At 55.4% G+C, this 19961-nt stretch carries 24 protein-coding genes; 5 read left to right on the top strand and 19 right to left on the bottom strand.

Annotated elements, in window-relative coordinates; translation table 11 throughout:
- Window positions 1-12: 12 nt before the first annotated feature.
- Entirely contained in the window at window positions 13-1524 is a 1512-nt protein-coding gene (locus tag WA429_RS00120; RefSeq protein WP_287464588.1) for a YifB family Mg chelatase-like AAA ATPase, read from the top strand.
- 59 nt (window positions 1525-1583) lie between these two features.
- On the opposite strand, the gene WA429_RS00115 is transcribed toward WA429_RS00120, so the two are convergent.
- From WA429_RS00115 to WA429_RS00095, 5 genes are all read right to left on the bottom strand, one after another.
- Complete coding sequence (locus WA429_RS00115) at window positions 1584-1883, bottom strand: phosphoribosylpyrophosphate synthetase (RefSeq protein WP_101246713.1); 300 nt, start codon at window positions 1881-1883, stop codon at window positions 1584-1586.
- A gap of 101 nt (window positions 1884-1984) precedes the next feature.
- A complete protein-coding gene (locus WA429_RS00110; protein WP_101246714.1) occupies window positions 1985-2278 on the bottom strand; it encodes a phosphoribosylpyrophosphate synthetase in 294 nt (97 codons plus the stop codon).
- Window positions 2279-2385: 107 nt separating this feature from the next.
- Entirely contained in the window at window positions 2386-2868 is a 483-nt protein-coding gene (locus tag WA429_RS00105) for a GNAT family N-acetyltransferase (protein WP_287464589.1), read from the bottom strand.
- A gap of 42 nt (window positions 2869-2910) precedes the next feature.
- Complete coding sequence (locus WA429_RS00100; protein ID WP_287464590.1) at window positions 2911-3843, bottom strand: bifunctional helix-turn-helix transcriptional regulator/GNAT family N-acetyltransferase; 933 nt, start codon at window positions 3841-3843, stop codon at window positions 2911-2913.
- Between the two features lie 160 nt (window positions 3844-4003).
- The gene (locus WA429_RS00095; protein WP_287464591.1) at window positions 4004-4744 is read right to left on the bottom strand and encodes an SDR family oxidoreductase; all 741 of its coding nucleotides are present in this window, start codon (window positions 4742-4744) and stop codon (window positions 4004-4006) included.
- Between the two features lie 113 nt (window positions 4745-4857).
- Here WA429_RS00095 and WA429_RS00090 point away from each other — a divergent pair, with 113 nt between their 5' ends.
- Window positions 4858-5757, top strand: a complete 900-nt coding sequence (locus WA429_RS00090; RefSeq protein WP_206926449.1) for a LysR family transcriptional regulator — start codon at window positions 4858-4860, stop codon at window positions 5755-5757.
- Between the two features lie 9 nt (window positions 5758-5766).
- Here the strand turns inward: WA429_RS00090 and WA429_RS00085 are convergent, their stop codons facing one another.
- The 3 genes from WA429_RS00085 to WA429_RS00075 form a co-directional block, all read right to left on the bottom strand.
- Window positions 5767-6276, bottom strand: a complete 510-nt coding sequence (locus WA429_RS00085; protein WP_101246718.1) for an SRPBCC domain-containing protein — start codon at window positions 6274-6276, stop codon at window positions 5767-5769.
- A gap of 202 nt (window positions 6277-6478) precedes the next feature.
- Window positions 6479-7426 carry a 2-hydroxyacid dehydrogenase gene (locus tag WA429_RS00080; RefSeq protein WP_287464592.1) on the bottom strand — a complete coding sequence of 316 codons (948 nt, stop codon included), beginning with the start codon at window positions 7424-7426 and terminating at the stop codon, window positions 6479-6481.
- A 318-nt stretch (window positions 7427-7744) separates the two neighbouring features.
- Window positions 7745-8164: a VOC family protein gene (locus WA429_RS00075; RefSeq protein ID WP_101246720.1), complete on the bottom strand. Its 420-nt coding sequence runs from the start codon at window positions 8162-8164 to the stop codon at window positions 7745-7747.
- Between the two features lie 109 nt (window positions 8165-8273).
- On the opposite strand from WA429_RS00075, the gene WA429_RS00070 reads away from it, so the two are divergent.
- Window positions 8274-9200 (top strand): LysR substrate-binding domain-containing protein, encoded by a 927-nt coding sequence (locus WA429_RS00070; RefSeq protein ID WP_287464593.1) that lies wholly within the window; start codon window positions 8274-8276, stop codon window positions 9198-9200.
- Between the two features lie 39 nt (window positions 9201-9239).
- Here the strand turns inward: WA429_RS00070 and WA429_RS00065 are convergent, their stop codons facing one another.
- From WA429_RS00065 to ade, 11 genes are all read right to left on the bottom strand, one after another.
- Window positions 9240-9722, bottom strand: a complete 483-nt coding sequence (locus WA429_RS00065; protein WP_287464594.1) for a DUF6314 family protein — start codon at window positions 9720-9722, stop codon at window positions 9240-9242.
- A 94-nt stretch (window positions 9723-9816) separates the two neighbouring features.
- A complete protein-coding gene (locus WA429_RS00060; protein ID WP_101246722.1) occupies window positions 9817-10188 on the bottom strand; it encodes a histidine triad nucleotide-binding protein in 372 nt (123 codons plus the stop codon).
- A 255-nt stretch (window positions 10189-10443) separates the two neighbouring features.
- Window positions 10444-10770: a phosphoribosyl-ATP diphosphatase gene (locus WA429_RS00055; protein WP_287464595.1), complete on the bottom strand. Its 327-nt coding sequence runs from the start codon at window positions 10768-10770 to the stop codon at window positions 10444-10446.
- A gap of 3 nt (window positions 10771-10773) precedes the next feature.
- Window positions 10774-11535, bottom strand: coding sequence for an imidazole glycerol phosphate synthase subunit HisF (gene hisF / locus WA429_RS00050; RefSeq protein WP_250281091.1), 762 nt, complete (start codon window positions 11533-11535; stop codon window positions 10774-10776).
- 23 nt (window positions 11536-11558) lie between these two features.
- Entirely contained in the window at window positions 11559-12287 is a 729-nt protein-coding gene (gene hisA / locus WA429_RS00045; RefSeq protein ID WP_114112145.1) for a 1-(5-phosphoribosyl)-5-[(5-phosphoribosylamino)methylideneamino]imidazole-4-carboxamide isomerase, read from the bottom strand.
- Window positions 12284-12838: a GNAT family N-acetyltransferase gene (locus tag WA429_RS00040; protein WP_228194908.1), complete on the bottom strand. Its 555-nt coding sequence runs from the start codon at window positions 12836-12838 to the stop codon at window positions 12284-12286. Before WA429_RS00040 ends, hisA begins: the two co-directional genes overlap by 4 nt.
- Window positions 12835-13485 (bottom strand): imidazole glycerol phosphate synthase subunit HisH, encoded by a 651-nt coding sequence (gene hisH, locus WA429_RS00035; RefSeq protein ID WP_287464596.1) that lies wholly within the window; start codon window positions 13483-13485, stop codon window positions 12835-12837. The genes WA429_RS00040 and hisH overlap by 4 nt, the downstream gene beginning before the upstream one ends.
- Window positions 13482-13925: a DUF2628 domain-containing protein gene (locus tag WA429_RS00030; protein WP_101246728.1), complete on the bottom strand. Its 444-nt coding sequence runs from the start codon at window positions 13923-13925 to the stop codon at window positions 13482-13484. Before WA429_RS00030 ends, hisH begins: the two co-directional genes overlap by 4 nt.
- 74 nt (window positions 13926-13999) lie before the next feature.
- Window positions 14000-14599: an imidazoleglycerol-phosphate dehydratase HisB gene (gene hisB / locus WA429_RS00025; RefSeq protein WP_101246729.1), complete on the bottom strand. Its 600-nt coding sequence runs from the start codon at window positions 14597-14599 to the stop codon at window positions 14000-14002.
- A gap of 109 nt (window positions 14600-14708) precedes the next feature.
- Entirely contained in the window at window positions 14709-15824 is a 1116-nt protein-coding gene (locus tag WA429_RS00020; RefSeq protein ID WP_336107140.1) for a Fic family protein, read from the bottom strand.
- A 103-nt stretch (window positions 15825-15927) separates the two neighbouring features.
- The gene (gene ade / locus WA429_RS00015) at window positions 15928-17658 is read right to left on the bottom strand and encodes an adenine deaminase (protein ID WP_287464597.1); all 1731 of its coding nucleotides are present in this window, start codon (window positions 17656-17658) and stop codon (window positions 15928-15930) included.
- A 217-nt stretch (window positions 17659-17875) separates the two neighbouring features.
- Here ade and hslV point away from each other — a divergent pair, with 217 nt between their 5' ends.
- Window positions 17876-18436, top strand: a complete 561-nt coding sequence (gene hslV, locus WA429_RS00010) for an ATP-dependent protease subunit HslV (RefSeq protein WP_101246732.1) — start codon at window positions 17876-17878, stop codon at window positions 18434-18436.
- A 59-nt stretch (window positions 18437-18495) separates the two neighbouring features.
- On the top strand, window positions 18496-19806 hold the full coding sequence (gene hslU / locus WA429_RS00005) for an ATP-dependent protease ATPase subunit HslU (protein ID WP_101246733.1): 1311 nt from the start codon (window positions 18496-18498) through the stop codon (window positions 19804-19806).
- Window positions 19807-19961 lie beyond the last annotated feature (155 nt).

Here is a 19961-nt window from a genome sequence, read left to right as displayed (position 1 = left end):
GGATCAGCCAACATGACAGCACGGGTCACCACAGTAGCCTTTGCCGGGATTGAAACCATCCCAGTTGACGTTCAGGTGCAAATGGCAAGTGGCCTTCCGGCTTTTACCGTGGTTGGCCTGCCTGACAAGGCAGTGTCAGAGGCCCGCGAACGGGTGCGTTCGGCACTTTCTGCCATGGGGCTTGCCCTGCCGCCCAAGCGGATCACGATTAATCTCGCGCCGGCCGATTTGCTTAAGGAAGGATCGCATTTCGATCTGCCGATCGCACTTGGTCTTTTGGCCGAAATGGATGTGATCGGGCATGAAGATATCGCGCAGTTTCTGGTACTTGGCGAACTTGGCCTTGATGGCGGGATCACCGCGGTTGGCGGGGTTCTGCCCGCAGCGATGGAGGCCGCGACACGTGATTGCGGGATCATTTGCCCGCATGACAACGGGGCCGAGGCCCTTTGGGCCGGTGATTTGGAAATTCTGGCGCCCAAAACACTGATTAGCCTGATCAATCATTTCAAAGGCACCCAGATCCTTGCCCGTCCTACCCGGCGCGATGACGGGGAAATCAATGAATTTCATGGTGATCTGCGTGATATCAAGGGACAGGAAAGCGCCAAGCGCGCGCTTGAGATCGCCGCAGCCGGCGGCCATAACCTTTTGATGTCGGGGCCACCCGGATCGGGAAAGTCGATGCTGGCGGCCCGGTTGCCGGGTATCCTGCCCGATCTTGATGCCAGACAGGCGCTTGAAACCACGGTCATCCATTCGGTATCGGGGATGTTGCCGGCCGGGGGGCTTATCCGCAGCCGTCCCTACAGAACCCCGCACCATTCAGCATCGATGCCAGCCCTTGTGGGTGGCGGGCATCGTGTGCGGCCGGGCGAAATTTCACTGGCCCATAACGGTGTGCTGTTTCTCGATGAATTGCCGGAATTTCAACGCAATGTGCTTGATGCCCTGCGTCAGCCGCTTGAAACCGGGCAGGTTTCGGTCGCACGCGCCAATGCACATGTGACCTATCCGGCACGGGTGCAGCTGGTGGCGGCGATGAATCCATGCCGTTGTGGCTATCTGGGGGATAATGATCTGGCCTGTAGCCGTGCACCAAGATGTGGCGAGGATTATCAGGCAAGGCTGTCAGGACCGCTTCTTGACCGCTTTGATATTCAGATCGAAGTCCCGGCGGTCAAGCCCGAAGAACTTGATCTGCCAGCCAGCGGGGAAACAAGTGCGGTGATCCGTGACCGGGTGCTCAGGGCGCGCGAAGTACAAATGTTACGATATAAGAACGAACCGATATCAACCAACGCACTCGCCGATGGCGACGTTTTGCAACAGTCGGCATCGCTTGATGAGGCCGGGCGTGGTCTGCTTCAGGATGCCGCCCGTCAGATGAAGCTTTCGGCCCGCGGATATCACCGTATCCTGCGCGTTGCACGCACGATTGCCGATCTTGCCGATAGCAAAGCCGTCAAACGCCCCCATATTGCCGAGGCCCTGAACTATCGGCAGATGGTTTATCGCCGTTAGTTCAGGGCCCTGGTCGGTATTCTGGTGGCAATGATCAAACCATCGCCATTCAATCATGGTCAGTAAGTCGCGCGGTTACGGCGCAGCTGATCAATGATTTCGGCTTTGTTCGGGTCGGCGTGAAAGGCATCGGCGACGATCATCACGCCTTTGGTGCCGTCCTTGGCCTCGATCATGAAAATCGTCGCATCATCGCCGGGATCAGTACCGTGGTCGGTGCTGCTGGAATGTACCAGGCGCAGCTCATCCGCATTATACAGGTGACCCGTACCGTCACTGCGCACACCACCGTCTTCACACATGAAGTGATGGGTGAAACCATGTTCTTTTGCATTTGCCTGAAGATCTGCGAGGGTCATTGGAATCTCCGTGATCGAAATTTTCCTGATATAGACAGAACGTCATACCCCACAGGAATGTTCCGGACCGGAATCACCAACCCTTTTTTCAGGCCCTTTTTTCAGGATTGATTGCGGCGCAAATGATCGACCAGATCTGCCTTGTCCGGATCGGTGTGGAAGCTGTCAGGCACAATCAGCATACCGCGCAGGCCGTCCTTGGCCTCGATCATGTAAAGAGTGGCATCATCGCCCGGGTCGGTACCGTTATCGACACTCCGGAAATCGACAATGGTCAGATCATCGGCATGGTATCTGACTTCCTGGCCGTCGCAGATCACATGATTGTCACGGGCACTGAAAATATGGGTAAAGCCGCGTTCGCGGGCCATATCCTGCAATTCGATCAAGTTCATGATATCGCTCCGATCAAGTGCTGACTGTAATAGAAATAGTCTAGCAGAAATCGTTGGCAATGTGATTGCGCAAGCTCAATTCAACACATGAATTCCCAGGCCAGGGATCAATCCAGGGTCATTTTCATGCCTTCGTGACTGGCGACAAAGCCAAGCCGTTCGTAGAAACGATGGGCATCCTTGCGGGTCTTGTCCGTGGTGAATTGCACAAGATGCGCGCCAAGTGATTTCGAAATCGAAATGGATTGTTCGATCAGCTTTTCACCGATCTTCTGTCCGCGCACCTTGCTTGATACCCGAACACCCTCGATCTGGGCACGCAACTGCCCGCGGCGCGACAGCCCGGCAATCAGGGTCAATTGCAAACAGCCGACAACATCATCGCCAGACATCGCCAGAAGATACTTGTTCGGAAGTGCCTCTGTTGACTGGGATTCCATGGCATCAAAGGCAGCATAATAGGCATCGGGCAACGGATCGGTGAATTCTTCCCGGGTTTTGCCTTTTTCATCATCGGCCAAAAGGGCGACAATGGCGGGCAGATCCCCACGATTGGCATAGCGGAAAGTAATGTCTGATTGGGCGGTCATGGCATTCCCCGATGGTGACTGGCGATGTGATCCTGGCGGGACTTAAAGACCGAGCGTCCAGGTTTGTCCAATCAAATCATGGCCAAAGCTGTGATGGGGTTCTTCGGCAACCATGACAAATCCGGCCTTCTCATAGATCTTGCGCGCCGCATGCAGATTGCCATTGGTCCAAAGCGTGATCTGGGCGTAACCGGCCCGTCTGGCAAAGGAAATGCAGTGATCAACCAGATGTTTGCCGATGCCAAGACCACGGGCGTCGGGTTCGACAAACAGGACACGCAATTTGGCGACCGTATCGCTTTCGCGAACCAGCATGACGGCGCCAACCGGCCTGCCGTCATGTTCGGCAATCCAGCATCCTTCTTTGCGCGGGTCATGATGGGCCAGGAATTTGGCGGCGATTTCTGCTACCAGCCCTTCAAACGTGCTGTCCCATTGATATTCGGCGGTATAAAGCGCCCCGTGGCGTTGTACGATCCAGCCAAGATCACCGGGGCGGTGGTCACGAATCAGAACCGGCTTGTTATGGTCCGCGGCCTTGATGTCATCATCGGATCCCAAAAGCGACTGGATGGTTTTCATCGCTGCGATCAACTGGTTACGCTGGCTGTCCGAAAGCGGCGTCATCAGCGATGCGATGTCATTGCGTGAGGCCGCTTGAAGCCCGGCATAGATTTCCTGACCCTGCTTGGTCAATTCCGCGACCCGCACCCGGCGATCCTTGCTGTCGGTTGAAAGCGTGATCAGACCGGCCTTTTTAAAGCGTGTCAGTATCCGGCTGAGATAGGCCGGATCAAGCGCCAGTGTGGTAGCAAGCTTGCCAACCACCTGCGCACCACCGGCATGAAGTTCAAACAGCACCCTGGCCTCGGTCAGGGAAAAGGCGCTTTTATGCAGCCCTTCGCTCAGCAGTCCGATCTGTCGGGTATAGAACCGGTTGAATGCCCGTATCTCGTCAATCTGTCTGACATCCATTTCCCGTGCTCCTGCCATCTGTGGTGATATTTGACTTTGTCCAATAAATAATAGACTGAGTCAAATATATTGATATGGAAACGGCGTGCTATGTTACCATCGCACGCCGAAACTGGCACTGGATCAGGGGGGAGACCCGGGGGATGAGGTAGACGTCGGGTCAGGCCAGGCCGCCATTGGCGCGGATGGTTTGACCATCCACCCAGCCGGAGTCGGTCCCGGCCAGGAAGGACACCACACCGGCGATATCTTCGGGCTGACCCAAACGTTCAAGCGGCGGCATTTTGGCAAACTGGGCGATCTGTTCGTCGGTTTTGCCATTCAGGAACAGTTCGGTTGCAACCGGACCCGGTGCGACCGCATTGACGGTGATGTGACGGCCGCGCAGTTCCTTGGCATAAACCGCTGTCATGGCCTCGACCGCGGCCTTGGTGGCGTTATAGACCGCATAACCCGGCAATTTCAGATGCAGGGCGGTGGTCGAAAAATTGATCACCCGGCCATGATCGCGCAGATGCTTTGCCCCTTCGCGCAGCATGTTGAAGGTGCCGCGCACATTGATATCCATCATCGCGTCATAGGTGGCATCATCCATTTCGGCGATCGGCTGGGTCGTCATGACACCGGCATTGTTGACGATGACATCCACCCCGCCAAATTCGGAAATGGTTTTGTCAAACAAGGCGGTGACCGCATCGGGCCGCGAAATATCGGCCCGGATTGCGATTGCCTTATGCCCGTCGGCCTTAAGGCTTTCGGCCAGTTCCTCGGCCGGTTGGGCCGAACTTGCATAATTGATGACAACGGCAAAACCGTCCTTAGCAAGTTGTTTGGCAAGGGCAACGCCGATCCCGCGCGACGCGCCGGTGATGATTGCGGTTCTGTTTTCAGTGGCAGACATCGAAAGTCTCCTTGGTTAACTGTGATGCCCGCACTATGCCTTGGATGACTTTTCGGATAATTGCCCTATATTCGAATTGACTGTTCGAAAATAATTAACAATTAGGGGTATGGATGGACCGGTTCGAAGACATGCGCAATTTTGTCCGCGTGGTAGAACGCAAAAGCTTTACCAAGGCGGCCGGTGATCTTTTGATTCCGCGCGCAACCATGTCCAATTCCATTCAGCGCCTTGAAGACCGGCTGGGCACCCGGTTGCTTGAACGTACCACGCGAACGGTCAAACCGACCCGCGATGGCGAAGCCTATTATCAGCGCTGTGTGCGGATTCTGGCCGATCTTGAAGATGCCGATACCAGCTTTACCAATCCCGATCCCAAGGGGCTTTTGCGGGTCAATCTTCAGGGCACGCTGGCGCGTACCTTTGTCATACCGGCCATTTCGGGCTTTCGAGAACGTTATCGGGGGATTGATCTGGTGATTGCCGATGGTGATCGGTATGTCGATCTGATCCACGAAGGATATGACTGCGTTTTGCGCAGTGGCGATCTGGCCAGTTCATCCATGATCGCCCGGCGACTGGCGCTTTTGCATGAAGTAACGATCGCAAGCCCCGATTATCTGGCGCGTTTCGGGACACCGCGCACCATCGATGATTTGCAAAGCCAGGGTCATGAAATGGTCAGTTTCCTGTCTGGCGCGGATGACAAACCGATCCCGCTTGATTTCGTGGTGGATGGCAAAGTGCGTGAAATCACCCTGCCCGCAAGCATTTCGGTCACCGGGGCGGACAGTTATGCGGCCTGTGCCAGTGCCGGGCTTGGCTTGATTCAGGTGCCGCGCTATCGGGTGGCGGATGATTTGCGGGCGGGGCGGCTGGTGGAAGTTTTGCCCGATTTCCCACCCGACCCGATGCCGGTTTCAGTACTTTATCCGCAAAACCGCCAGCTTTCGACACGTGTACGGGTTTTTGTCGACTGGCTGGCGGATTTGTTCGCCAAAACCGATCTTTGAAAGCGGCAGTCAGGACGACGCGCCGGAAGGCCCATAAATGTTTTTGATCCGGTTTCGCAATGAAACCATATGGGCCTGCCAGTAATGGGTCATCATTGGTTTGAACCGGTTGTCATTGAGCCCGTTGCGGCCCGGATGCCCGGCCGAAAGGCGTTCAAGCCCAAGATGTTCAAGGGTAATGCGGCATTGCTGACCAGCCGGGGCAAAACCGATATCGACAATCGTCACCGGCTCGTTCCTGTCGGCCATCGGCCAGCGCCATTCGAACCGTAACCGTTTGCCAGGCTCGAAACTGATGACTTTGCCTGCTTCAACCACGAAATCCGGGCGGCGCTTGTCCGCTTCCTGAAGGAAAATCGTCCCGTTCTTTTCGGCAAACTGCATGATGCCCGGCCGATTGCCAATCAGCCGGTTGCGCGGTCCCTGTTTCCACCAGTGATCAATATCTTTGGTAAAAACGTCAAAGGCCGTTTGGGGATCGCAGTCAACGCGAAGGGCGACAAAGGTCTTGGCCGACATTGAAATTCCTGTCTGAACGGGGGCCTTGCGGGCGGAAACCCTTCTTTTCAGAATTTGCGTCCGCCGACAAGAACAACCACCGATTGCGACGCGCCCAAAATGGATCGAAGTGCCCGAAATGCTGCGATCATGCCGCGCAAAGGCGTACGAGATACAGATCCCGTATAGCTGTTTGATGGGCTGCGCGTTCTCGCCGGGTTGCTTAGTAACCGGTTTCCCGGTTGACCAGCCCGCGCGGGGTTTCACCACGATTGATCCGGTCGATATTTTCCGCAATTTGTTCGACAGATTCCTCAATCCGGGTTTCTGCGGCAATATGCGGGGTGATGCGGATTTTCGGATGGTCCCAGAACGGGTGGCTTTCAGGCAGCGGTTCGGTCACCGCCACATCAAGAAACGCCCCGCGCAGATGCCCGGTATCAAGTGCGCGCAGCAGGTCGGCCTCATTGATCATGGCCCCGCGTGCGGCATTGATGATCGCAGCCCCCTTGGGCAAAAAGGACAACGTCGTGCTGTTCAGGACATTTTCCGTTTCAGTCGTGCGCGGCAGCAGACAAATCAGAATGTCGGACTGACCCAGAAACTCACCCAGCGTTTCCTTGCCGGCAAAGGTGGTAATGCCGTCAATCGCCTTCATCGAGCGGCTCCACCCCGATACGCCAAAGCCAAGAGAGGAAAGGGCGGTGGCAACTGCTGCGCCCAGTGCGCCAAGACCCATGACCCCGATCCGGCATTTGGAAATACGGGCAACCGGGTGCTGGGTCCAGTCGGCCTTGGCCTGCTGGGCGTTGTAAATGTCGAAATCACGCATGAAATGCAGGGCGGCATAAAGGTGATATTGCACCATCTGATCCGCCATTCCGGCATCTTCAAGACGAATGACCGGCAGATCGGCCGGAAGACTTGGCGAAGACACCACATGGTCAACCCCGGCACCGAGCGAGAAAATGGCCTTAAGATTGGAAAGCGTCTTGATCAGTCCCTGTGGCTGTTTCCAGAACAGGGCATAATCAATCGTTTCAGGATCGTAATTTTCGTCACCGGTGACGATCTTGGCACCAGGAAGCCGCGCGACCATTGCCTCTTTCCATGCGGCGTCTTCGCCGGCGGCGGAAATAAGAATATTGGGGGCATTATTGGCGGCTGACATGGTGTTCTCCTGATTTTCCGGTACCCAATATTTGGGGGACGAACGGGACTGGTGGCGGGATACGCAAAGGTTTCTGTATGTAAAACGCGCCAGATAGCAAAGCGTTCCTTTGCAAAGTCTGACGCGTCTATTGATGGCAGCTATTGCCATGTCCGGTCAATCAATTGGCGTGTGATTGACCGGGCATTTATTCGGGCATTTGCCGGTCGTCACCGGGTGTATTTTCGGTATCAGGGCATCTGACCCGTCTGTGCGCCGAACCCGGATGAACAGATTGGCAGGTGTTTGATCACCCGTTTCGGGATCGACCGGTCCGGTTTAGTGGGCGAAAATCATCGCCGGATCACGGAATGTCTTGAATTCAAGACCATTGCCAGCCGGATCTTCGACAAAGAACGTGCCCTGTTCACCCGGTTCACCCTTAAAGCGAATTTTCGGTTCGAGAAGGAACGGCACATTGGCGGCTTTCAGGCGATCGGCAAGGTCATGCCAGATGTCCCATTCCAGAACCGCACCGAAATGCGGAATCGGAACCGCATCACCATCGACAGTGCCAGCACCCTTGTTCTGACCGGCTTCGGGGCGGACATGGGCAGACAACTGATGACCAAAGAAATCAAAATCAATCCATGCCTCGGTCGAACGTCCTTCGGCACAGCCAAGAATGTCGATGTAAAAGGCGCGGGTATCGGCAATCGATTTGATCGGGAAGGCCAGATGGAACGGGGGCAGCGACATGGGAATCTCCTAGATAATCTAATGCTTGGTTGTTAGAAACAGTTTAAATCAGCATAATATTGCGGTCAAAATCAGAAGTTCTGTCCTTATCAAAAGGAAATCTATTGATATGGCGCTGCGCCCGACCACCCCGCCGCTCAATGCGCTTCGCGCGTTTGAGGCCGCCGCCCGTCTGGGCAGTTTTGCCCGTGCCGCAAACGAACTTTCGGTCACACCGGGCGCGATCAGCCAACAGGTCGCCAATCTGGAAGCCAGCCTTGGCATGGTGCTGTTTGATCGCAATGGCCCGAAACTGGCTTTGCGCGAAGCCGGACGGGCCTATTTACCCAGTTTGCACCGTGCCCTGGACGAGATCGAGGCCGCCACCCTTGATCTGGTCACCCACGGAGTTGGTGAACGCCGTCTGGTAATCGGGGCATTGCATACGCTGGCCAGCTCCTGGCTGATTCCAAGATTGAAACGATTTCAAAACGAACACCCTGATATCCGCCCGGTGATCGAGACATTGGCGCTTAATTTCGCGACCCCGGAACGCAGTCCCGATCTTGCAACACGCCAGATGGATGTCGGACTTTATTTTGGTGACGGGACCTGGAAAGACGCGCGTGCCGATAAACTTTTTGATGAAATTCAGGTGGTTGTCGCCAAACCCGGAACCATCACCTCCGATCCGTCAGATGATTTGACGACCCTGATTTCGGGGCAGACCCGCCTGATCCACACCACCCGGCCCAAGGCCTGGCATGATTGGGGACAGGCACATGGGGTGACCATATCGGGGGCCCCCGGACCGGGGTTCGAGCATTTCTTCATGCTGATCGAGGCCGCAAAGGCCGGGATGGGTATTGCCCTTTTGCCGCGTGTTCTGATCGAAGGGCCGTTAGCCGACGGGACGCTTGAGATCGTCTGTGAGGCCACCTTGCAAAATCCCGGCGCCTATTACCTGATCACACCGCAAAACCGGATCGACGCCCCCGAAGTCGGTGCATTTCGCGACTGGCTGCTGCGCGAAGTCGCGGACAATACTCAAGTCTGATCTGGCGAAAATTCCCGGTTTCTGGGGATTTTTGACGGCTTACGCGCCTTGCCTGCGGCGATAGATGCTGTGAAGCAGATGGTCTTTCTTGGGGCCGGTGATTTTTATTTTTGTTTCGAAATGATCATCATTCTGCCAGATCATGCAGTGATGATAAAAATCCTCACCGCACGGATGAATGTCACGCGCACACAACCCATCCGTCGCATCCTCACCAAAGTGCAGCATCACATAGCGATTGCCAAAACTTAAGGGATCGCGAAACAGAAGCTCGATCGCTGCCGGGTCTTCGTGCAACACAAAGTCGTATTCGCGGTAGCCGTCAAACCGTTTGCCATCGGTGCGGGTCAGAAAGCCTTCTTCACGATAGCGCAGGACGTTTGGTTTATCGGGATCGGCGGCGTGAAATGTCACCTTGCCCGTAAACTGTCCGGCATTCCCCAGATCGCGCACCAGTGACCAGTTCCCGGCCAGGGCAGCAAAGATATCGGATGCATTGGGCGTGGCTGTATTCATCGGCATTCGGATTAATCTTGATCGGGATAAAAAAGGCAGGGTCGCGATACGGTCACCCTGCCTTTTATGTTGCGTGTCAGTATATTGCCTGTCAGGGGGCTTATGCCTTTGGCAACATCAGGCCAAGCTTGGTGCCGCCAATGATATGGACATGGAGGTGCGGCACGTCCTGGCGACCATGGTCGCGGGTATTGGCGATCAGGCGATAGCCGTCTTCGAGCACACCGGCTTCCTTGGCGATTTTGCCGATCGCGCGGGTATAGGCAACGATTTCAGCATCCGACGCATTCAGGGCAAAATCGTCATAGGATGTATAGGCACCTTTGGGGATGACCAGAATATGGGTCGGGGCCTGTGGGGCGATATCGTTGAAGGCCAGCACATGGTCGTCTTCATAGACCTTGGTGCACGGGATTTCGCCGCGCAGGATTTTGGCAAAGATGTTTTCCGGATCGTAAGGCTGAACGGCCATCTTGGGGCTCCTGATCGATATAATCTGACGATGGCTGCCATATTGGACAGGCTTGGCGTCAGGTGCAATTTCGATTTTCGAATTTCTGCCGGTTTTGCATCTTTGTCATTCCGGGCCGAAATCGACAATCCAGCCCGGACAATAATGCCCAAAGCACGATGCCGGTCCCAACCTTCGCGGCCACAGGCCTTGTTCGGGCGTTACGGGGCGGAATGCGGGGATCAGGGCAATATGTTTTACGGCAAGGACAAAGGATTAATCAGCCTTGCGCGATGCCTTTTCTGCAATGCCTGAAATGCCCTGACGTTCGGCCAGAATTTGCCAGACATCTTCGGGCTTTACCCCCTGGTCGGCCCAAAGAACCGTCAGGTGATAAAGAAGATCGGCACTTTCCGATGCGACCTTATCGGGGGTTTCAGCCAGTGCTGCAATCACGGTTTCAACGCCTTCTTCGCCGACTTTCTGGGCGATTTTGGCTGTGCCCTTGGCAAACAGCTTGGCGGTATAGCTGGTGTCCGGATCGGCACCCTTGCGGGCAGCGACGGTGGCGTAAAGTGCATCCAGGATGTGTTGATCAGCCATAACTTACTCCTCACGCACCGGAATGCCAGCGGCCTTCATGTGGTCTTTGACCTCGCGGATGCGATAGGTGCCGAAATGGAAGATCGACGCGGCCAGAACGGCTGATGCGTGACCCTCGGTCACGCCTTCGACCATATGGTCCAGCGTGCCCACCCCGCCTGATGCAATCACCGGCACATGGACGGAATCCGCAATCGTGCGGGTCAGCGGGATGTTAAAGCCCGACTTGGTGCCATCGCGATCCATCGAAGTGACAAGAAGTTCACCCGCACCATATTCGGTCATTTGTTTCGCAAACGAAACGGCATCGATGCCGGTTGGTTCGCGGCCACCATGGGTAAAGATTTCAAACTTGTCCGGGCCGGTCGATTTGGCGTCGATTGAAACCACGATGCATTGCGACCCGAACTTGCGGGCGGCTTCGCGGACGAAATCGGGGTTTTTCACCGCGGCAGTATTGATCGAAACCTTGTCGGCACCGGCCAGCAAAAGCTTGCGGATGTCTTCGAGCGATCGCACGCCCCCGCCAACCGTCACCGGCATAAAGCAGGCCTCGGCCGTGCGGGCAACAACGTCAAAGATGGTGTCGCGGTTATCAGATGATGCGGTGATATCCAAAAAGCACAGTTCGTCCGCGCCCTCGGCATCGTAAATCCGCGCCTGTTCGACCGGATCGCCGGCATCAATCAGATCAACGAAATTGACCCCTTTGACAACACGTCCGTCCTTGACGTCAAGACAGGGAATGACACGGGTTTTTAACATGGTCGGTTTCCTGTTTTGCTCGATTACGCAAGGGCTGCGATGGCTTCGGCCAGGTCAATACGCCCGTCATAAAGCGCGCGGCCCGAAATCGCACCGTCAATGCCGGCACTCGTATGCTTTTTCACCGCAATCAGATCATCAAGCGACGATACCCCGCCCGACACGATCACCGGGGTCGAGATTTCAGACGCCAGTGCGACGGTGGACTCAATGTTCGGCCCACCCATCGCGCCATCGCGGTCGATATCGGTAAAGATGATGGCGGCAACCCCGCAATCCTCGAACTTTTTGGCAAGTTCAAGGGCGGTAACTTCCGACGTTTCCGCCCAGCCTTCAACCGCGACATAGCCATCACGGGCATCAATTCCAACCGCAACCCGACCCGGCCATTTCGCGCAGGCTTCCTTGACGAAATCCGGATTGCGCAGGGCAACGGTGCCAAGGATCACGCGCGTGATGCCCTTGTTCAGCCAGTAATCAACTGTTTCCATGGTGCGGATGCCGCCACCAAGCTGGGTCTGGGCTTTGCCATCAACGGCTGCCAGGATCGAATCAACCGCGGCACCGTTAACCGGTTCGCCGGCAAAGGCCCCGTTCAGATCAACAATATGGACCCAGTGACAGCCCGCCTGAACAAATTCACCGGCCTGTGCGCCGGGGTCATTGTTGAATACCGTGGCCTTGTCCATGTCGCCGCGCAAAAGGCGCACACATGCGCCGTCTTTAAGGTCGATTGCGGGATAAAGATTCACTGATCAGAGTCCTGTAATTTCTTGGTGTAATAGTAACCTTCGACCATTTTGCCGTCGATCATCGCATAATAGGGATTGATGCCCCAACGGACATAGCCAAGCCCGTTATAAAGCGCGATGGCGGCCTTCTGGGTTTCGCGAAGGTCCAGTTTCAAAACGTTATAGCCCGCCTGACGGGCGAAATATTCAATCGAACGCACGATCGCCTTGCCATTGCCGCGCCCGCGCGCCCAGGGGGCCACGAAATGACCGGTGATCTGGGCGGAATGGCGCTGCGCTTCAAGGTTGGCAGGCGTTTCAATCAGCTGTGCCGCACCGGAAATCACACCATCAACGCGCGATACAAACAAATGCCGCCCGGGCATCAGCAACACCCCGCGCCAGTATTTTTCCATATCCGGACGATCGGGCGGGGTCAGCCAGCCAAATCCGCCACCCTCGACAATCGCCTGGGTGCAGGCATCGACGATGTCGGAAAGCTCGCCCGCTGACAGTTCGGTCACGCATTCGGCAACAACGCCGGGCTGAATGGTATCGGATGGTGCGATCATGGCTTCCATCCCAGGAAGTTACCAATGATGGTAAGCCCCGTTTTCTGGCTTTTTTCCGGGTGGAACTGGGTGCCGATCATATTGTCACGCCCGATCATCGCCGTCAGTTCCCCGCCATAGGAAACCGATGCCAGTCGCTGGTCGGGGTTGGCAACATGCATGTGATAGCTGTGCACGAAATAGGCGTGATCCCCGTCCGCAATACCGCGAAGGACCGGATGGGATTTGCCAGCGGGATCAAGCACCAGCTCGTTCCAGCCCATATGCGGGATTTTCAGGGTCGGACCGCTGGGTTCGATCGCAACCACCTCGCCCGCGATCCAGTCAAGGCCGGGGGTATCGGCAAATTCACGGCCAACCGATGACATCAGCTGCATGCCGACACAGATGCCAAAGAACGGCTTGCCACCCTTGATCACCTGTTCGTTCAGAACATCGACCATGCCGGTCACGGCATCAAGTCCGGCCCGGCAATCGGCATAGGCACCAACACCCGGAAGCACGATATGGCTGGCGTTGCGGACCTTTTCCGGGTCATCGGTGACAATGATCGCATCGGAAAAGCCGGTTTCGCGGGCGGCACGCTCGAACGCCTTGGCAGCAGAGCGCAGATTGCCTGAACCGTAATCAATAATCGCAACAATCATGGGTAGGATGGGCTCCCGGTTGAGGGGGTTGATATGGTGGTTTGCTGCATCTGTGGGACGCGCAGTTTCGATATGGTCAAACGCTCAAAACAGCGATGTTCGGCATCGCTTTGGGTTTTACCAGCAACGATATCGGTCATTTTCCAGCCCTGTGCAGCCAGTTTGCGCCGGCGCAGATCATTGGCAATCAGGCCAAAGCCGATCCCGGTAACAAGCGCCAGGGCGAAATCCATTTCCGGCCCGCCATCAAAGAACATGACCGCAAGGCTGCACAGAATGGAAACAACGACCAGACCAAAGAATCCCAGCCAGAGGCGATGATACAACGCCCAAAGACCCGACAGCAGAAAGGCCCAGAAATTGAACCCTTCGCGGATCAAGATGGCGTTTTCCATCGGTTCGGCATCGCCGGGATGGATATGTACTGTGTAAACCTTCATCGAAAACCGATTTTCTGGTCCCGGTGTTCTCGCAACAGCACCGGTAAATTTTCGATCAGATCAAGCTGACCCGCTTAAAGCGAACCGCCAAGGGTCCCCTTGGTCGACGGAATGGCATCGGATTTGCGCGGATCGATTTCGATCGCATCGCGCAAGGACCGTGCAAGCGCCTTAAAGGCACTTTCGATGATATGGTGATTGTTCTCGCCATACAGGTTCTCGACATGCAGCGTGATGCCTGCCGCCTGGGCAAAGCCCTGGAACCATTCGCGGAACAATTCGGTGTCCATATCGCCCAGCTTGTCGCGGGTAAAATTGACATTCCAGATCAGATAGGGACGGCTTGAAATATCAAGTGCGACACGGGTCAATGCCTCGTCCATCGGCAGCAGGCAGCTGCCATAACGCGTAATGCCCTTTTTATCGCCAAGCGCCTGTGCAAAGGCCTGGCCAATAGCAATGCCGCTATCTTCTGTCGTGTGATGGAAATCAATATGCAGGTCGCCCTTGGCCCGGACCTTAAGGTCCATCAGGCTGTGACGCGAAAGCTGTTCGAGCATGTGATCAAGGAAACCGACCCCGGTCTCGACATCATAGATGCCGGTCCCGTCAAGGTTCAGTTCAACCATGATCTGGGTTTCGTTTGTATTACGCTCAACGCGGGCCTTGCGCATGCAAAGCTCCTTTCCTGCAGATATTGATGCATATGATGGACCGTATGTAGCAACAAACCCGTGGAAAAGCCAGTTTTAGGTGGCTACGTAATGGCCGCAAAATATGCGCCTAGTTCGGAACGGAGCTGTCAATGAGCCGATAACTGGTGCTGCGGCCACCAGACGAGTTTTTTTGCAGGATGCCTGCATCAAGCAATGACTGGATATCACGCAGTGCGGTGTCATTTGAGCATTTGGCGATTTTTGCATATTTCGACGTGTTCATGTGCCCTTTGAACCCTTCGAGCATACGGTTAAGCACAAGGGTCTGTCGGGCATTCAGCCCGGCCTTGTTGGCGATATCCCAGATGCGTGCTTTTTTCAGGACGGACTCAAGTGTTTCATCTGCCGCTTCAATCGCTCGGCCAAGGCATGTGACGAACCAGCTGATCCATTCTGTTATATCGGGCGTGGCGCGTTGTTGACGTTCAAGTTGAGCGTAATAATCGCGCCGTTCTGCTTCGATCCGGGTCGACATGCTGTAAAAACGGGTAGAATTGTTATCGGCACGGGCCAGCGCCAGATCGGCAATCGCGCGTGCGATGCGCCCATTGCCATCATCAAAAGGATGAATTGTGACAAACCAGAAATGGGCAATGGCAGCGCGGATGACCGGGTCTATTGTTGACGGGCCTTCAAACCAGTCGATGAAAGCCGATATTTCGTCGTCAATCCGGGGGGCGCCCGGTGCTTCGAAATGAACAGTTTCACGACCGAACGGGCCTGAAACAACCTGCATAGGGCCACCTTGATCATCCCGCCATATCCCGGTTCTGATTTTATGCATGCCACTGCGCCCGGTGGGAAACAGGGCAGCATGCCAGGCAAGAAGACGGTCTTTTGTCAGCGTTTCGTGATAATTCTGAGTGGCGTCGAGCATCATTTCAACCACCCCGTCGACATGGCGATTGGTTGGAACCATTCCCGCCATATCCATGCCTAAACGTCGGGCAACCGAAGACCGAACTTCATCTCTGTTGAGCTGTTCGCCTTCGATGGCGGATGATTTGATGATGTCGTTTGTCAGGGTGCTCAGGCTTGCTTCGCGTTGTAAATCAAAGCCCAGAGCTGTCATTTTACCAATGAGTTTGCCTTGCCGAAAACGGCAGTCAGCCAAGGCGACGATAAGGGCATTATCGTCCCAGAAGAAATTCGGCCAATCTGTGTGTTCATGAATCCAGGGCATAATCACCGCTCCGTTTGCGGTGATTATGCCGGGAATTTGCGGTGAATAGCAAGTTTATTCGCCGCAACATATGCAGTGAATATAGGGGTATTCACCGCATCCCCTAGACAAAGTCGAATTTATCGACATCAAACAGACCGCGATCGGTCATTTTAAGATGCGGAATGACCGGAAGTGCCAGGAAGGCGACCTGAAGAAACGGTTCGGGCAAAACACATCCCAGATCCTTGGCGGCTGCGCGGAGTTTGATCAGGTCTTTTTCAACAACCTCGAACGGCTCAAGGCTCATCAATCCGGCGACCGGCAATGGCAGTTCGGAGGTCACCTTGCCGCCATCGGCAACGGCAAAGCCGCCGCCCATTTCAATCAGGCGATTGACGGCTGCGGCCATGTCGGCGTCATTGGCCCCGACCACTGTGATATTGTGGCTGTCATGGCCGACGGATGATGCAATCGCTCCGCGTTTCAGGCCAAAACCACGTACAAAGCTGCGTCCGATATTGCCATTGATCCCGTGGCGTTCGACGACCGCGACCTTGATCACGTCATTGGCAAGATCGGGTTTCAGGCCATTCTCGCCAATCTCCAGGGTGGCTTCATCGCGGAAAGTCAGGATAAGCCCCGGCTTGACCTTGATCACCGGCGTCTGATTTTGACCCGGTTTCGGATCACAGGCGAATGCCTCGGCCGATACGGGTTTGGCTTTCATCGAGCTTAGTCCGACAGGCGCGATGGTTTTGCGCCCGGCAAACAGATCGTCGCTGACCACCCGGCCACCGGCGATGACAGCGCTAACATCGCAGGTTTCAAGATCATCCAGAATGGCGATATCGGCCCGCCAGCCCGGCCCGATCAACCCGCGATCACGCAGACCGAAAATACGGGCTGCGGAATGCGATGCGGCGCGATAGGCATGATGGATCGGACAATTGCGTGCCTTGAGATGCCCGATCAGGCGGCGCACGAGGCTATCAAGATGGCCTTCCTCGCCGATATCAAGCGGGTTGCGGTCATCGGTACAAAGGGCCACAAAGCTTGAACTGTTTTCATCGAGAATTTCGGCCAGGGCTTCGAGATCCTTGGAAACCGATCCTTCGCGGATCAGGATCGCCATGCCCTTGGCCAGTTTTTCGCGGGCTTCTTCGGCCGATGTGGCTTCGTGGTCGGTGCGGATGCCCGCCGCCATATAGCCATTCAGATCCATGCTGCGCACCAGCGGCGCGTGCCCATCAATATGGCCATCCTGAAACGCTTCAAGTTTGGCCATGATGCCCGGATCAAGGTTAAGCACACCGGGATAGTTCATCATTTCGGCAAGGCCGACGACCTTTTCATGTTCGCGGAACGGCAACAGATATTCGATTTCAAGTTGCGCACCGGCGGTCTCGAACGCCGTGGCCGGCACGCAGGATGACAGATTGACCCGCACATCCATGATTGTCTGTTCGGCGCAATCAAGGAAATATCTGATGCCTTCGGAGCCCAGCACATTGGCGATTTCATGCGGATCACACAAAACCGTGGTCACGCCATGCGGCAAGACACAGCGATCAAATTCAAGCGGGGTGACCAGCGAGCTTTCAATATGAAGGTGGGTATCGATAAAGCCCGGGACTGCGAATTTGCCAGTGCAATCAATCTCGTCCCGGCCTTCATAACTGTCATGGGTGCCGACAATGCGGTCGCCGACAATGGCAATGTCGGTTTGTGTCACCGATCCTGTGATGACGTCCAATAACCCGATATTGCGCAAAACCAGATCGGCCTTGATCTTGCCCTGACCGGCAAGGATGCATTTGCCAAGATGGGTTTGGGAAAGATCGGTGCTGCTCATGATGTCTGGTCCTGTATTCTTGAAATTCTTTTCTGATGATCAAGCCTAAAGCATGTGGGGCCGGTGTGCTTTGAATTTTTATGCATATGGGCGTTGAAACTGTGTTTGCATCACAGCAAAGGTTCGATGCGGTCTGTCTGGTGGCTTCTGCCCTTGACCGGGGCGTCTGCCGTGCTAACTCTTGGGCGAAGCAATCGATGAGATTCAAGGATAATTCATGAGCGAACAACAAAGCTGGCATGGCACGACAATTCTGTCGGTGCGCAAGGGCAATGAAGTCGTGGTGGCGGGTGATGGTCAGGTATCGCTTGGCCCGACCGTGATCAAGGGCAATGCCCGCAAGGTCCGCCGGATCGGCCAGAAAGGCGAGATCATGGTCGGTTTCGCCGGTGCAACGGCGGATGCCTTTACCCTGCTTGAGCGGCTCGAAGCAAAACTTGACCGCCATCCGGGGCAGACCATGCGTGCCTGTGTTGAACTTGCCAAGGATTGGCGTACGGATCGTTATCTGCGCAAGCTCGAAGCCATGATGGCGGTTGCAGACAAGGATGTGTCGCTGGTGCTGACCGGTCAGGGTGATGTTCTTGAACCCGAAGACGGCATCATTGCCATCGGGTCGGGCGGGAACTATGCGCTGGCCGCGGCGCGTGCCCTGATTGACCAGGACCTCAGCGCCGAAGAAATCGCCCGCAAGGCCATGGCGATTGCCGGCGAGATTTGTGTCTATACCAACGGCAATGTCCTTTTGGAAAAGATTGAAATCGAGGATGCGAAATAAGCAGGGCGCCAATCCGGGCCCTGTCGCTGCATCTGTCGCAATAAGATACGGAATAAATCATGACCCAACATTTCAGCCCGCGCGAAATTGTTTCTGAACTCGATCGTCATATCATCGGGCAGAAAGACGCCAAGCGCGCGGTCGCCATTGCGTTGCGCAACCGGTGGCGCCGTCAGCAGCTTGACGACACCATGCGCAATGAAGTTCTGCCCAAAAACATCCTGATGATCGGCCCGACCGGTGTCGGTAAAACCGAAATTGCGCGCCGTCTGGCAAAGCTTGCCGATGCACCGTTCATCAAGATCGAGGCAACCAAATTTACCGAAGTCGGCTATGTCGGGCGTGATGTCGAACAGATCGTGCGTGATCTGGTCGAAGTTTCGATTGATCTGACGCGCGAAAGCATGCGCAAAAAAGTCCGCGCCAAGGCCGAAATGCAGGCCGAAGAACGCATTCTTGACGGGCTTGTCGGTGAAAATGCGTCTTCTGACACCCGTCAGAAATTCCGCAAGATGCTGCGCGAAGGCGAACTTCAGCAAAAAGAAATCGAAATCAACGTTCAGGAAAGCAGCTCGGCCTCGATGCCGACCATCGATATCCCGGGCATGCCCGGTGCCCAGATGGGGATGCTGAACCTGAATGACATGTTCGGCAAGGCATTTGGCGGTAATACCAAGCCCAAACGCATGACCGTCGAAGAAGCGTTCGAGCGCCTGATCGATGAAGAAGGCGACAAGCTTCTGGATATGGACAAGGTCACCGCCGAGGCGATCGAGAATGTCGAACAGAACGGTATTGTGTTCCTCGACGAGATCGACAAGATCACCGCACGGTCCGAGCGCGGTGGCGATGTGTCACGTGAAGGTGTTCAGCGTGATCTGTTGCCGTTGATCGAAGGAACCAGCGTTTCGACCAAGCATGGCACGGTCAAGACCGACCATATCCTGTTTATCTGTTCAGGCGCATTCCATCTGGCCAAGCCATCGGACCTGCTGCCGGAATTGCAGGGTCGCTTGCCGATCCGGGTTGAGTTGAAAGCCCTGACCGAAGGGGACTTCCGCCGTATCCTGATGGAACCGGAAGCCTCCCTGATCAAGCAGTATATCGCGCTGATGAAGACCGAGGATGTCACCCTGGACTTTACCGATGATGCGATTGATGAAATCGCCCGCATTTCGGCCAATGTGAACGAAACGGTCGAAAATATCGGGGCACGTCGTCTGCATACGGTTCTTGAAAAGCTGCTTGATGATATCAGCTTTACCGCGACCGATCGCGGTGGCGAGACGTTCAAGGTCGATGCCAATTATGTCCGCGAACAGGTCGAAGATCTGTCAAAGGATGCCGATCTTTCGAAGTTTATTCTGTAATCGAAACGTTCGACCGAATCAGATTGAGATCAGAGATGCAAAAGGCCAGCACGATGTTGCTGGCCTTTTTTATTTAACTGTCTCGTCCTGAAATATGTTGTCACCATGAGGAGACGACAATGTCCTGTTCAGGAACGGAGCGCCGCAAGCGCACC

It is taken from the genome of Thalassospira sp. CH_XMU1420-2 (assembly GCF_037029325.1).
Taxonomy (GTDB): Bacteria; Pseudomonadota; Alphaproteobacteria; order Rhodospirillales; family Thalassospiraceae; genus Thalassospira; species Thalassospira povalilytica.
Note: the sequence above shows the minus strand (reverse complement) of the source record. Positions and strands in the feature narration are given on the sequence as shown.